General features: G+C 62.7%; 10 protein-coding genes. 3 read left to right on the top strand and 7 right to left on the bottom strand.

All coding sequences use genetic code 11. The features are described 5' to 3' along the window. Nucleotides 1-152 precede the first annotated feature (152 nt). Complete coding sequence (locus tag E1B25_RS00265; RefSeq protein ID WP_132826679.1) at nt 153-737, bottom strand: HNH endonuclease; 585 nt, start codon at nt 735-737, stop codon at nt 153-155. Between the two features lie 271 nt (nt 738-1,008). Between E1B25_RS00265 and E1B25_RS00270 the strand changes: the two genes are divergently transcribed. Continuing rightward, entirely contained in the window at nt 1,009-1,599 is a 591-nt protein-coding gene (locus E1B25_RS00270; RefSeq protein WP_132826680.1) for a pseudouridine synthase, read from the top strand. Between the two features lie 48 nt (nt 1,600-1,647). Here the strand turns inward: E1B25_RS00270 and E1B25_RS00275 are convergent, their stop codons facing one another. Both E1B25_RS00275 and E1B25_RS00280 read right to left on the bottom strand, forming a co-directional pair. Beyond that, complete coding sequence (locus E1B25_RS00275; protein WP_132826681.1) at nt 1,648-2,313, bottom strand: alpha/beta hydrolase; 666 nt, start codon at nt 2,311-2,313, stop codon at nt 1,648-1,650. Continuing rightward, the gene (locus E1B25_RS00280; protein ID WP_132826682.1) at nt 2,310-2,942 is read right to left on the bottom strand and encodes a DNA-3-methyladenine glycosylase family protein; all 633 of its coding nucleotides are present in this window, start codon (nt 2,940-2,942) and stop codon (nt 2,310-2,312) included. Before E1B25_RS00280 ends, E1B25_RS00275 begins: the two co-directional genes overlap by 4 nt. 75 nt (nt 2,943-3,017) lie before the next feature. On the opposite strand from E1B25_RS00280, the gene E1B25_RS00285 reads away from it, so the two are divergent. Continuing rightward, complete coding sequence (locus E1B25_RS00285) at nt 3,018-4,238, top strand: MFS transporter (protein WP_132826683.1); 1,221 nt, start codon at nt 3,018-3,020, stop codon at nt 4,236-4,238. A 43-nt stretch (nt 4,239-4,281) separates the two neighbouring features. Here E1B25_RS00285 and E1B25_RS00290 read toward each other — a convergent pair whose 3' ends face one another. From E1B25_RS00290 to cysS, 3 genes are all read right to left on the bottom strand, one after another. Beyond that, the gene (locus E1B25_RS00290) at nt 4,282-5,061 is read right to left on the bottom strand and encodes a squalene/phytoene synthase family protein (protein ID WP_132826684.1); all 780 of its coding nucleotides are present in this window, start codon (nt 5,059-5,061) and stop codon (nt 4,282-4,284) included. A gap of 169 nt (nt 5,062-5,230) precedes the next feature. Then, on the bottom strand, nt 5,231-6,907 hold the full coding sequence (gene cimA / locus E1B25_RS00295) for a citramalate synthase (RefSeq protein ID WP_132826685.1): 1,677 nt from the start codon (nt 6,905-6,907) through the stop codon (nt 5,231-5,233). Nucleotides 6,908-7,030: 123 nt separating this feature from the next. After that, on the bottom strand, nt 7,031-8,452 hold the full coding sequence (cysS, locus tag E1B25_RS00300) for a cysteine--tRNA ligase (protein ID WP_132826686.1): 1,422 nt from the start codon (nt 8,450-8,452) through the stop codon (nt 7,031-7,033). A gap of 436 nt (nt 8,453-8,888) precedes the next feature. On the opposite strand from cysS, the gene E1B25_RS00305 reads away from it, so the two are divergent. Beyond that, nucleotides 8,889-9,545: an FkbM family methyltransferase gene (locus E1B25_RS00305; protein ID WP_132826687.1), complete on the top strand. Its 657-nt coding sequence runs from the start codon at nt 8,889-8,891 to the stop codon at nt 9,543-9,545. 364 nt (nt 9,546-9,909) lie between these two features. Here E1B25_RS00305 and E1B25_RS00310 read toward each other — a convergent pair whose 3' ends face one another. Continuing rightward, nucleotides 9,910-13,584, bottom strand: coding sequence for a vitamin B12-dependent ribonucleotide reductase (locus E1B25_RS00310; protein WP_132826688.1), 3,675 nt, complete (start codon nt 13,582-13,584; stop codon nt 9,910-9,912). Nucleotides 13,585-13,896 lie beyond the last annotated feature (312 nt).

Here is a 13,896-nt window from a genome sequence, read left to right on the forward strand (position 1 = left end):
GGTTTCCCGGCAATTTCCGTGGTTGCCGCCCGTTGTATCTGGAACAGTCCTGAAAGCCATGCCCGGTGATTCCGATGCATCGCTTTTGACATCAAGCCCCCCGTTTTTGGGGGTATTGTGATCGCTTTTACAAAGCGCCCAGGTGGCGGGCGTCAAGCATCCAGTTCGGCATCCCAATATAGAAAATCCATCCAGCTTTCGTGCAGGTGGTTGGGCGGGAACTTGCGCCCGGTATTGCGCATTTCTTCGGCGCCGGGGCGGCGTGGTGGGCGGCGCAGGGACATGCCCGCGCGGTGCAGTGATTTGGAGCCCTTTTTCAGGTTGCACGGAGAGCAGGCCGCGACGACATTCTCCCAACTTGTCACCCCACCCGCGGCGCGCGGCACCACGTGATCAAAGGTCAGATCGCCCTTGGCGCCACAGTATTGGCAGCGGAACTGGTCCCTCAGAAATAAATTAAAGCGCGTGAAGGCCACGCGCTTTTGAGGTTTAACATAATCTTTCAGGACGACGACGCTGGGCATCCTGATCGTGGTACTGGGACTGTGCACGAACTCGTCGTATTCGGCGACGATATCCACCCGGTCCAGCCAGGCCGCCTTGACCGCCTCCTGCCAAGACCACAGCGACAAGGGGTAATACGAGAGCGGCCGGTAATCCGCGTTCAGAACCAAGGCCGGGTGCTGTTTCAGCGCCCCCGGTTCGCGCACAAAATCCGATCTGAAATCGCCGTCCATCGCGTAACACCACCCTCGCCCTGACTACTCATTTCGAGAGACCAGAGCGGGGAGCCCCCGCCCCAGTCGTGATTCGACTATATATCGCGGTTGATCGCTGACAAGCCCAGAGTATCCACCACATGTCGCAGGCTGGATACGCTGCCCGAATGACAGGCGGATGACAGGACTCCCCAAAGCCCGCGATTCGTCGCAAAGCCGGTTATAAAGCCAGTCACAAAGCCGACGACGCGCCGTTTCCTTTTCGCGAGACCTGCGCTAGGGCGAAGGCATGACCAGGCTGATCCGTTTCAACAAACCCTTTGACGTCCTGCCCCAGTTCACCGACCGGGGCAGCGCGGACGGTCCGCGCCGCACGCTGTCGGATTTCATTGACGTGCCCGGCGTCTATCCCGCCGGACGGCTTGACCGCGACAGCGAGGGGCTGATGCTGTTGACCGATGACGGGCGATTGCAGGCGCGCATTTCTGATCCGCGCCACAAGATGGAAAAGACCTATTTCGTGCAGGTCGAAGGCATCCCGGACGAGGCCGCGCTCAAAGCCCTGCGCGACGGTGTCGATCTCAAGGACGGGCGCACACGCCCCGCCGGGGCGCGCCGGATCGACACGCCGCCGGATCTGTGGCCGCGCACCCCACCGATCCGGGTGCGCAAAAGCGTGCCGGATTGCTGGATCGAACTGACGCTGCGCGAAGGACGCAACCGACAGGTGCGAAGAATGACGGCGGCGGTGTGCCACCCCACCCTGCGGCTGATCCGCTGGCGCATCGGGCCGTGGTCGCTGGACGGTCTGGCGCTGGGAACATGGGGCGATCTGACACCGCAGATTGGCCCGGTCGGGCGCCGCAAGCCGCGACACTGACCGACCGGCTCCTGCCCCACGCCCCCTCTGAAACCGCCTGTTGCGGCGTCAGAAATTCAGCTTGTCGCGCAGAAACGCCAGCGCCACGCTCAGACCATCGGGGGCAATGCCGTGGCCGGTGCCCTTTTCGATATGGGCAAAGACCTCTTTGAAACCGGCCTCCTGCAACGCCTCGGCGGCCTCGGGCAGCGATTGCGGCGGCACCACGTCATCCTGATCGCCATGAACCAGCAGGATCGGCATACGGCTGACCACCTCGTCTTTCAGGCCTTCGCCGTCCAGCAACCGACCCGAAAAGGCGACGATACCGGCCACCGGATCCTCACGCCGGGGGGCGACATGCAGGCTCATCATAGAACCCTGCGAAAACCCCACCAGCGCCACCTGTTCCGGCAACACGTCTTCATCCACCATCAGCGCGTCGAGAAAGGCGTTGATATCGGCGACGGCGGCTTGCAGCCCCCGCTCGGCCTCTTCCTCGGACGAGCCGTCGATCCAGGGGATCGGGAACCACTGAAAGCCGAACGGCGCGCCGGCGCAGCTTTCAGGCGCATCAGGCGCCACGAACAGCGTATCGGGCAAATGCTCCCCCAGCGGATCCGCCAACCCCAGCAGATCGGCGCCATTGGCACCATAGCCATGCAGAAATACCACGACCGAGCGTGTCGTGCCCGAAATCGGGTCCTTGCGGCCAGCGTTCAAAACACGAGTCATCTGATCCCTTCCCTGTCTTTTGCCACCCGGTAATAGGCCCAGAGCAGACGCGCCGCAACCGAGCGCCAAGGCGCCCAATCCTCGGCCATCTGGCGCAGCGCGCGGTCGCGCGGACGCTCGGGCAGATCGAACAGCAGGCGCGCGGATTCCTGCAACGCCAGATCGCCCGAGGCAAAGACATCGGCGCGGCCAAGGCTGAACATGGCATAGATCTCGGCGGTCCAGATGCCGATGCCGGACACCTGTGTCATGGTCTCGATCACCTGCGTGGTCGGCGCGGTTCGCAGCGCGGCAAAGTCGAGCCGCGCCTCGGCCAGCGCGCGGGCATAGCGGATCTTTTGCCGACTAAGGCCAACGGCGCGCAGATCATCGTCGCTGGCCCACTGAATCTTGCGCGGGCCGGTCAGGCGCGCGTCCGTCATCCGGCCCCAGATCGCAGTGGCGGAGGCAACGCTTACCTGCTGGCTGACGATCGCCGAGAGCAATTGCGCAAACCCGTCCGGGCGACGGCGCAGCGGTAAAGGGCCGGTCTGCTCCAGCGCCGAAGCAAAGCGCGCATCGCGCGCAGCAAGCCAGGCCGCGCCCTCGGCCACGCAGGCGTCTGTTTCGATGATCCGTCCCACGTTCATGCCCGAACCATAGGAAATGCACCGGGCCGCGCAAGCCATCTTGTGCCGCTTCACATTCAACGTTACGCAAGCGTCATGCATGATATTGACGATACCAAGGCCAAGCGCAATGTGGCCGTTCTAGTCGCCGCCCAAGCCATTCTGGGTGCGCAGATGCCAATGATTTTCACCGTCGGCGGACTGGCGGGCCAATCTCTGGCGAGCAATGCCTGTCTGGCCACGCTGCCGATCTCGCTGATCGTGCTGGGCTCGATGCTGTCGGCCACACCGGTTTCGGCCATCATGCAGAAATGGGGCCGCCGCGCCGGCTTTCTGCTGGGCGCCACGGGCGGAGCCGTCGGCGGCGCGGTCGGGGCCTATGGGCTGTATCTCGGCTCGTTCCCGGTGTTCCTTCTGGGCAGTTTCCTGACCGGATTGTACATGAGCGCGCAGGGCTTCTATCGCTTTGCCGCCGCCGATACCGCCTCGGACGCCTTTCGCCCCAAGGCGATTTCCTATGTCATGGCCGGGGGGCTGTTGTCGGCGGTGATCGGGCCGCAGCTGGTCAAGGTCACGTCGCAGGCAATGGTGATCCCCTTTCTCGGCACCTATCTGACGGTGATCGGGGTCAATGTGGTCGGCTCGCTGCTGTTCCTCTTCCTCAAGATCCCGAAACCCCGCCCCCCGGCGGCCGACGCGCCAAGGGGACGGACCCGGTGGGAGCTGCTGACCACGCCGCGTATTCTGGTCGCGGTGATCTGCGCCATGGTCTCCTATGCGCTGATGAATCTGGTAATGACATCGACCCCGCTGGCGGTGGTCGGCTGTGGCTATAATCAGGGCAACGCGGCGGATGTGGTGACCAGCCATGTGCTGGCGATGTATATCCCCTCGTTCTTCACCGGCCATCTGATCGCCCGCTTCGGCGTCGAAAAGATCATGGCCGCCGGGCTCGCCATTCTGGCCAGTGCCGGGGTCGTCGCGCTGAACGGGGTCGATCTGGGGAACTTCTTTTTCGCGCTGGTGCTGCTGGGCGTCGGCTGGAACTTTGGGTTCATCGGCGCCACCACCATGCTGGCGGGCGCGCATCATTCGCATGAACGTGGCCGGATGCAGGGGCTGAACGACCTGCTGGTGTTTGGCGGCGTCACCATGGCCTCGCTGGCGTCGGGCGGGTTGATGAACTGCTCAGGCGGCACCGCACAAGAGGGCTGGACCGCCGTGAACATGGCGATGGCCCCCTTCCTGATGCTGGCGGGCGGCGCGCTGCTGTGGCTGATGTTCCAGCCTGAACAAGGGCGCGAAGACACGGCCTGACTGCTTGATGAAGCAAAGACGGTGCGGCGCGCCCTGCGCCGCGCTACCAGCGCCCCGAGGCCGCCCGCGCCATCAGCGACAGCCGCTTGCGCGCCTCGCTCTGGCCCAAGGCCCCCGTAGCAACCCGGGTGGGATCATCGCGCACCTGCCGCAGGATCACCCCGGCCTGCCACCCCGACAACAGCGCCGGCCGCGCCTGTGGTGAGATCGCCCCGCGCTGACGACGGGCCCGCGACAGGCGATCAAGCCCCTGTTCCGCCAGACCGCGCAACGCTGCGGGCCGCCCATCCAGAAACGGAATGCGGCCGCGCGCCTCAAGCCCGGGCACGGCGCAGAACCAGTTGGCCAGCCCTGCCGCGAAGCCAAAATCGCGCACCACCTGCTCGTCGGCCTCGCCCAGAGCGCGAGCCGCAGCCCACATCAGGCTGCCAGAGCTGTGATCGATATAGCGGTCGAAATGCGCCTCGTCCTCGAACGGGTCTTTATAGATATCCCAACGCCTTACGGCGATATACTCATCCAAAGTCTTAGCTTGATCCGGGCTCAAAATCCCGGCCAGCGGGCTGACGACCTCATGGCGGCGCACCGCAGCGGCAGCGGCGATTTCTTCCAGTGCATCGCGCCACCACTGCAACCGCATCTCGGCGATCATCGCCTCTTGCGTGACCCAAGGCGCGCGCGACACCTCGACATTCATCGCGAACAGCGGGAACAGCACCGCCCGCGCCGGTGGCGGGGCGGCCATGGCGGCGAGAAAGCGGTCGGGGTCGCCGCGCTGCACCAGCCCGGCGCAGGCCGCCAGATCGTCAGTGGAGACGGTCAAGAGAATGCCCCACCAGCGCGACCGTTGGCCGGGGGTATGGCGGCATAAATCGTCTTATCCAAACCAAGAAGAAGATCAGGTAACACATTGATATCAAGCATATAGTCACCCCTTAGTGAAACGGAAACCTCGTACCGGGCAAGCTGTGCGTCGCCCGGCGGGGTCTGTGTCATACCTCCGCTACCGTCCCGGTCGCCTCGAGCGCCGGGGTATCGCGGATCAGCTTCCAGCGGATCGCGTCCAGCAACGCCTCGAAACTGGCATCGACGATGTTCGGGCTGACCCCCACGGTGGACCAACGCCGCCCCTCGCCGTCGGCGCTGTCGATGATGACACGGGTCACCGCCTCGGTGCCGCCTTGGGTGACGCGCACCTTGAAATCCACCAGTCGCATATCGTCGATGATGGCCTGATAGCGGCCCAGATCCTTGGACAGCGCCTTGGACAGGGCGTTGACCGGGCCGCGATCGCTGCCCTGCTCATCAACCGACTCGCTGACCGAAAGCTTCTTTTCCCCGTCCACCTTCACCACCACGACGGCCTCGGACAGGCTGACCACTTGGTTGTACTTGTTCTTGCGCCGCTCCACTGTCACCTTGTAGCGCTTGACCTCGAAAAACTCGGGCAGTTGCCCCAGCTCTTCGCGCGCCAGCAGCTCAAAGCTCGCCTGTGCGGTGTCATAGGCATAGCCTTCATCCTCGCGCGCCTTGATCCGATCCAGAATGCGGCCAAGGGCAGGATCGCGCGGCGCGACCTCCAGCCCGGCCTCGGACAGACGGCGGCGCAGGTTGGATTGCCCGGCCTGGTTCGACATCGGGATGATGCGGCTGTTGCCGACCAGATCGGGCAGGATATGTTCATAGGTCGCCGGATCCTTGAGGATGGCGCTGGCATGCAGACCGGCCTTGTGGGCAAAGGCCGAGGCCCCGACATAGGGCGCCTGTTTCATCGGCACCCGATTCAGGATGTCATCAAGCATCCGCGACACCCGCGTCAGCCGCTTGAGCGCCTCCATCGTGATGCCCGTCTCCAGCGTGCTGGCATAGGGTTCCTTCAACAGCAGCGTCGGGATCAGCGAGGTCAGGTTGGCATTGCCGCAGCGTTCCCCCAGCCCGTTCAGCGTGCCCTGCACCTGCCGCACCCCGGCATCCACCGCCGCAAGGGTGCAGGCTACCGCGTTCTCGGTGTCGTTGTGGGTATGGATACCAAGGGAGTCGCCGGGGATGCCGGCGGCAATCACCTTGGACACGATGCCGGCCAGTTCGCCGGGCAGCGTGCCGCCATTGGTGTCGCACAGCACGATCCAGCGCGCGCCCGCCTCCTGCGCGGCGCGCAAGCAGTCCAGCGCATAGGCGGGGTTGGCCTTGTAGCCGTCGAAGAAATGCTCGGCATCGAACAGCGCCTCGCGCCCCTGCGTCCCGATATGGGCGATCGAAGCACCGATGTTTTCAAGGTTTTCCGCCAGCGTGATGCCGAGCGCGGTCTCGACGTGGTAATCATGGGTCTTGCCGACAAGACAGACCGAACCGGTGCCGGCGTTCATCACGGCGGCCAGCACATCATCATTCTCGGCCGAGCGTCCGGCGCGTTTGGTCATGCCAAAGGCGGTCAACCGGGCCTTTGTCGCCGGGGCCTCGTCGAAAAAGGCGCTGTCGGTGGGGTTGGCCCCGGGCCAGCCGCCCTCGATGTAATCGACGCCAAGGGCATCCAGCGCTTGGGCGATGCGGATCTTCTCGGGCGTGGAGAATTGCACGCCTTGGGTCTGCTGCCCGTCGCGCAGGGTGGTGTCATAGATGTAGAGACGATCTTTAGACAGAGGGGCCTTCGACAGTGTGCCCTTAGACATGATGCATCTCCTCCTGCGGGTATTGCGTCTTTGGCCCGATCATGGCCCCCTTGCCCGCAACGCGGGCAGCGCCCGTCCCGCCCCCCCACGGGGCGCGGTGGTCTGACTGTTGAGCAAGGCGTGTCATTCGAGGCCCTCCAGCTTGGTGGGGTCGAAGTTTGGGCCGGGGACCAGTTCCACCCCCTGCTTGCTCATCCGCACTTCCAGGCCCGCCTCGACATAGGTCGCCTTCAGCCGGTCGACCTCCGCGAAATCCTTGCTCTCCATCGCCGCCTGCCGCGCTGCGGCAAGCCGTGCCTCATGGGCCGAAAGGTCGACCGACCTCGCAACAAAAACGACACCTGACTGAGAGCGCTTGTATCCCTCACGAGTATCATCACTCAGGAAGCCCAGCCACCTCGCGTTATCGAGCAACTTTTGCGGATCGCTCCGCATCGCATTCAGAGCCACTAGGGCCAAATGCGTGTTCAAATCATCGTTCAAAGCTTCGATGGCAGCCGCAGCCGGTTCGAAGGAGCCCTTTTCGCTCGGCTCGAGATCAACGGTGAGACGCATCCAATCCTCGAGGCGTTTTTTCGCCTCCTCGGCCTTCTTCGCGGTCCAGTCCATCGGCTTTCGATAGTGCGTGCTGAGAAAAACAAAGCGGATGACTTCTCCGGGTACTTTCCAGCCACCGCTCCAGTTTCCGTCCAGCAAATCGCGCACGGTAAAGAAATTGCCCAGCGATTTGGACATCTTCTTGCCCTCGACCTGCAACATCTCGTTGTGCAGCCAATAGCGGGCGAACTCTCCCTTGGGGTGGGCGCAGCAGCTTTGCGCGATCTCGTTCTCGTGGTGCGGGAACATCAGGTCGTTGCCGCCGCCGTGGATGTCAAAGGACTCCCCCAGCAGTTCATAGCTCATCGCCGAGCATTCGATATGCCAGCCGGGCCGCCCGCGCCCCCAAGGACTGTCCCAACCGGGCTGGTCGGGCTCAGAGGGTTTCCACAGCACGAAGTCCATCGGGTTACGCTTGTAAGGCGCCACCTCGACCCGGGCGCCAGCGATCATGTCATCGACCGCCCGGCCCGAGAGCGCACCGTAGGTCTTGTAGCTTTCCACCGCGAACAGCACGTGCCCCTCGGCGGCATAGGCGTGGCCGCCCGCGATCAGCTCTTCGATCATGGTGACCATCTGCGGGATAAACTCGGTCGCGCGCGGCATGGCGTCAGGTTCCAGCGCGCCAAGCGCCCCCATGTCCTCGAGAAACCATTGCGTGGTCTCTTCGGTGATCTGGCTGATCTCCCGCCCGCTTTCTTCGGCGCGCTTGATGATCTTGTCGTCCACATCGGTGAAGTTGCGCACATAAGTGACATGATCGGGGCCATAGACATGGCGCAGCAGTCGATACAGCACGTCAAACACCACCACCGGGCGCGCATTGCCCAGATGCGCCCGGTCATAGACGGTCGGGCCGCAGACATACATGCGCACATTGTCCGGGTCGATCGGGGTGAACACCTCTTTTGTCCGGGTGCGGGTGTTCTGCAGTTTGATCGTCGTCATGACGTGACTCCTCAACGGCGCAGCGCGTGGCGCGTGGCGCGGGCTTAGCAACTTGTCTCGGAGATGAAAACGACAGAAACCGGCCCGCTGGTGCGATCAGCGCGGAATAATGCAGCAAATAATGGTGCGGCAAATGCGGTTCATGGCATCCCCGATAGCATGGGCGCGCGGCAGTGGGAAGATGAAATGAACGCCGCCATAGCCTCCGCCCTGCCCCCTTCGAGGTGCAGGCCCGCCCCAAGGACGGGTTACCGCCGCATGGCGATAACCCTTGTGGACGTGGCCTTCGCCGAGGCCCTGAGGACGCTTTGTACCTTTGCCGAGCGGCAGGTCTGAAAGGCGGGCACGTTTAACCGTCGGGCGAGGGTGACACGCCTTGCCCTTCCCCTGATCTGCCCCCTATGATGTCGCGATACACGCTAAGGGAGAAACCGCAATGGCATCACTGAAACGCTGGCTGGACCGCCGGCGCAATCCGTGGAAAGGCATTGCTTTCGACTCCTTCCGTCGCTTCCGCAAGGACAAGGCCGCCGCCCGGCTGCGTGATTTCTTCGATCTTGAACCCGGCTCTGTCGCGCTTGATTTCGGCGGCTTCGAAGGCGATTGGACCGATGCGGTTCTGGCTGCACAGCCCGAAGCCCGCGTGCATGTGTTCGAGCCCCATCCCCGCTATGCCGCTGCGCTGCGCGAGAAGTACAAGGATCGGCCGGGCGTCTGTGTGCATGACTTCGCACTGGGGCGGTTCGCTGGAACGCTGTCGTTGTCGGATGCTGGCAATGCCTCCTCGGCGGTCGACGATCACACCCGCAGCTTTACCGCCCCCGTGGTCGCCGTGCGCGATTTCTTTGCCGAGCAGAAGATCGGCAAGGTGCAAGTGGCCAAGATAAATATCGAGGGCGGCGAGTATGATCTGTTGCCGGCGCTGATAGAGGCCGGGCTGATCGGCCAGATCGCGCGGCTGATGGTGCAGTTCCACCTGTTCAAACCCGAATATCAATCCGCGCGCGGCGCCATCCTCAAGCGGCTGTCGCTGACCCATGATCCGGCTTGGTCGTACCCGTTCATATGGGAAGAATGGCGGATCAAGGCCTGAATTCATAAGGAATTCCCAGCAAGCGCTGACAGAAAAATAGGGGGGCCACCGGCCCCCCTTCAGTTTCGCCATCCAGGCTCATCTCGTTGACTGCTCAATGTGTGTTTTTGCCTGCGGCCTGGACGTCGTCGGGGGCGAGCGCACCCGCCCCTGGAGAGAGTGGGAAGGACGATAGCCAGCCCCACCCTGTGCGCGCGGAAAATCAGAGATTTTCCGCCGGGCGGGACAGAGCGGAAACCAAAGGTTTCTGCAAAGGCCCGCACCGTGTCTGTTCTGGCCGGGCGTTGCCGCCCTCAGCCAAATTCGTCGGGGCCGGACCCGAAGGCCACCTCTGCCCCTGAACGCCGTTGCCGGCGCTGTTCGCTCAGCTACACCCCGACGTTCCGCCGCAGGTGTTGCATTTCATGCAGGTGCCGTTGCGCACCAGCGTGTAGTTGCCGCATTCGCCGCAGGCCTCGCCCTCATAGCCCTGCATCTTGGCTTTGACGCGGGCATCCATCGACACGGTGCCGCTGCTCATGGCGGTGCTGCTGGCGGCAAGGGTGCTGGCCGATGCGGTTTCAGGCACCAGCGTGTGCAGGGCCGCGCCAGGATCGCTGGCGCCTTTCAGCGCGGTTGCGCCCAGGCTTTGACCGCCGCTCAGCACGATCAGTTCCTGTGGCAGCCGCTTGCGCAGATAGCCGGTGGAGCTGATCTGTTTCAGCACTTCCAGCGAGCGGCTGGCGGCGGATTCGCTCATCTCGGAAATGTTCGAAACCCCGTCGGACTCGCCATGCCCCAGATCGTCAAAGCTGGTGCCCTGCGGTTTGATATGGGCCAGATCGGTGCGGTCGAGATAGCTGACCGCAAGTTCGCGGAAGATGTAATCAAGGATCGAGGTGGCATTCTTGATGCTGTCATTGCCCTGCACCATGCCCGCCGGTTCGAACTTGGTGAAGGTGAAGGCATCGACGAATTCCTCCAGCGGCACGCCGTATTGCAGGCCAACCGAGATGGCGATGGCGAAGTTGTTCATCATCGCGCGAAAGCCGGCCCCCTCCTTGTGCATGTCGATAAAGATCTCGCCCAGATGGCCATCCTCGTATTCGCCGGTGCGCAGATAGACCTTGTGCCCGCCAACGATGGATTTTTGGGTATAGCCCTTGCGCCGTGTCGGCATCTTTTCACGGCCGCGCGCGACCTCTTTGATGACGACTTTTTCGATCACCTTCTGCGCCAGTGTCACCGCCTTTTCCTGCGCCGATCCGGTGGCGAGGATGTCTTCGGCCTCTTCATCGTCCTCGACCAGCGCCGCCGCCAAAGGCTGGCTCAGCTTGGAGCCGTCGCGATACAGCGCGTTGGCTTTCACGCCCAAGCTCCAGCTCAGCTCATAGGCTTTCTGGCAATCCTCGATGCTGGCGTCATTGGGCATGTTGATCGTCTTGGAGATCGCGCCCGAGATAAAGCTTTGCGCCGCCGCCATCATAGTGATGTGGCTGTTCACGCCAAGGAACCGCTTGCCCTTTTTGCCGCAGGGGTTGGCGCAATCGAAGATGCTGTAATGCTCCTCGCGCAGATGCGGCGCGCCTTCCAGCGTCATGGTTCCGCAGACATGGTCATTCGCCGCCTCGATATCCGCGCGGGAATAGCCCAGATGCCGCAGCAGATCAAAACTGGGATCGTTCAGCTTTTCAGCCGGGATGCCCAGCACGCTTTTGCAGAACTCTTCGCCCAGCGTCCACTGGTTGAAGACAAAGCGGATATCAAAGGCGCTTTCCAGCGAGGCTTCGATCTTGGCCAACTCGTTCTCGCCAAAGCCATGCCCGATCAGCGTGGTCGCGTTGATCGCCGGGGCGTTGCCGATGCTGCCATGGCCCACCGCATAGGCGACGATCTCTTCGATCTCGGCGCTGGAGTAGCCGAGGTTTTCAAGCGCCGCAGGAACCGAGCGGTTGATGATCTTGAAATATCCGCCGCCCGCCAGTTTCTTGAACTTCACCAGCGCAAAGTCAGGCTCGATCCCGGTGGTGTCGCAATCCATCACCAGCCCGATCGTGCCGGTCGGCGCGATCACCGAAACCTGCGCGTTGCGATAGCCGTGTTTTTCGCCCAGCCGCAGCGCGTCGTCCCAGGACGACATCGCCAGTTCGACCAGCCGCGCGTCGGGGCAGTTGGCATGATCCAGCGGCACCGGTTTGACGGCAAGCTCTTCATAGCCCGCACCATTGCCCTGCGCCGCGTTGCGGTGGTTGCGGATGACGCGCAGCATATGCTTGGCGTTGCGGTCATAGCTGGCAAAAGCCCCCAGTTCACCCGCGATTTCGGCGCTGGTGGCATAGGCGGTGCCGGTCATGATCGCGGTCAGCGCACCCGCCATAGCGCGGCCGCCGTCGCTGTCATAGCTCAGGCCCATGTTCATCAGCAGGCCACCGATATTGGCATAGCCCAGACCCAGCGTGCGGAAGTCATAGGACAGCTGCGCGATCTCTTTCGACGGGAACTGCGCCATCGTCACGCTGATCTCCAGCGTCAGCGTCCACAGCCGGGTGGCGTGCATGTAATCTTCGGCCTGAAACACACCGTCCTTGTAGAAGGTCAGCAGGTTCATCGACGCCAGATTGCAGGCGGTGTCGTCGAGAAACATGTATTCCGAACAAGGGTTCGAGCCGCGGATCGGACCATCTGCCGGGCAGGTATGCCAGGCGTTCACGGTATCGTGGAACTGGATCCCCGGATCAGCACAGGCCCAAGCAGCATGGCCGACCTTTTCCCACAGATCGCGCGCCTTGACGGTTTTTTGCACTGCGCCATTGGTGCGGTTGATCAGGTCCCAGTCGCCATCCTCGCGCACGGCCTTGAGAAAGGCGTCGGTGACCCGGATCGAGTTGTTGGAGTTCTGGCCCGAGACCGAGCTATAGGCCTCGGAATCCCAATCGGTGTCATAGGTCGGGAACTCGATGCTGGTATAGCCCTGCTTGGCGTAATCCAGCACCCGTTTGACATAGGTCTCGGGGATCGCCGATCTCTTGGCGTCGCGGATCGCCGATTTCAGGGTGGCGTTGGTCTTGGGGTCGCAGGCATCCTCGATACTGCCATCCCAGGATTTGATCGCCGCAAAGATTCCGTTGAGTTTCAGCTCGTGCATCTTGGAGCCGGCAACGATGCTGGCCACTTTCTGCTCTTCCAGCACCTTCCAGTCGATGAATTCCTCGATATCGGGGTGATCGGCATCGACGATGACCATCTTGGCCGCGCGTCGCGTGGTGCCGCCCGATTTGATCGCGCCCGCCGCCCGGTCGCCGATCTTGAGAAAGCCCATCAGCCCGCTCGACTTGCCACCGCCCGAAAGCGACTCGCCCTCGGCGCGCAACCGGCTGAAATTGGTGCCGGTGCCCGAGCCGTATTTGAACAGCCGCGCCTCTCGCACCCAAAGATCCATGATGCCGCCTTCGTTCACCAGATCGTCCTTGACCGACTGGATGAAGCAGGCATGCGGCTGCGGATGCTCATAGCTGGATTTCGACTTGGTCAGCTTGCCGCTTTTGTAATCGACATAGTAATGGCCCTGCGCCGGACCGTCGATGCCATAGGCCCAGTGCAGCCCGGTGTTGAACCATTGCGGCGAGTTCGGCGCGGCGCGCTGGGTGGCCAGCATATAGCGCATCTCGTCAAAATAGGCGCGGGCGTCCTTCTCGGTCGAAAAATAGCCGCCCTTCCAACCCCAATAGGCCCAAGCCCCGGCAAGACGGTCAAACACTTGCTTGGACGATGTCTCGCCCACTGTCTCGACATCGTCGCCATCCGGGACCGACCGCCACAGGAACTCGGGCACGCCCTTTTCGCGGACCGTCTTCAAACGCGTCGGCACGCCGGCCTTGCGGAAGTATTTCTGTGCGATCACATCGCTGGCGACTTGGCTCCAGCGTGCAGGAATCTCGATATTCTCCAACCGGAACACGATGGTGCCGTCCGGGTTGCGGATCTCGGAGGTCGCGGACACGAAATCGAGATCAGCGTATGCGTCCTGCCCTGCTTTGGTGAAGTTTCTTTCGATTTTCATGCTTGCTGCCTCTGATCTTCGCTTCGCGTTCAGCCCGGGGTCCGGACCAGTCCCTTTGACGCACGCGGCGCCCTTTTTCCGGCGGATGCATTTTCGAGCCATATCCTGCTGCGGGGCCGCCTAGGGGCCACCGCATCCGGCATTTTGCCGATGCCATGAAATGCTTGTTTTCCGCTCTCACCCGCCGGGAGCCCTAGTTTTAGGCACTAGATTTAGTGGCTCGTCGGCTGACCTACACAATTTGAAGCAAATGGGCGGGGGTGGTCAACGACTTTATTTGCCCTATCGGGCCAAATTTTCCGTTGACCCTTG

Origin of the sequence: Antarcticimicrobium sediminis, assembly GCF_004348975.1 — a bacterium.
In the GTDB taxonomy this organism is placed as follows: Bacteria; Pseudomonadota; Alphaproteobacteria; order Rhodobacterales; family Rhodobacteraceae; genus Antarcticimicrobium; species Antarcticimicrobium sediminis.

Bases quoted from the DNA above. Each gene is read 5' to 3' on its own strand.
- E1B25_RS00265 (WP_132826679.1), bottom strand. From the start codon at position 737: ATGGACGGCGATTTCAGATCGGATTTTGTGCGCGAACCGGGGGCGCTG.
- E1B25_RS00270 (WP_132826680.1), top strand. From the start codon at position 1,009: ATGACCAGGCTGATCCGTTTCAACAAACCCTTTGACGTCCTGCCCCAG.
- E1B25_RS00275 (WP_132826681.1), bottom strand. From the start codon at position 2,313: ATGACTCGTGTTTTGAACGCTGGCCGCAAGGACCCGATTTCGGGCACG.
- E1B25_RS00280 (WP_132826682.1), bottom strand. From the start codon at position 2,942: ATGAACGTGGGACGGATCATCGAAACAGACGCCTGCGTGGCCGAGGGC.
- E1B25_RS00285 (WP_132826683.1), top strand. From the start codon at position 3,018: ATGCATGATATTGACGATACCAAGGCCAAGCGCAATGTGGCCGTTCTA.
- cimA (WP_132826685.1), bottom strand. From the start codon at position 6,907: ATGTCTAAGGGCACACTGTCGAAGGCCCCTCTGTCTAAAGATCGTCTC.
- cysS (WP_132826686.1), bottom strand. From the start codon at position 8,452: ATGACGACGATCAAACTGCAGAACACCCGCACCCGGACAAAAGAGGTG.
- E1B25_RS00305 (WP_132826687.1), top strand. From the start codon at position 8,889: ATGGCATCACTGAAACGCTGGCTGGACCGCCGGCGCAATCCGTGGAAA.
- E1B25_RS00310 (WP_132826688.1), bottom strand. From the start codon at position 13,584: ATGAAAATCGAAAGAAACTTCACCAAAGCAGGGCAGGACGCATACGCT.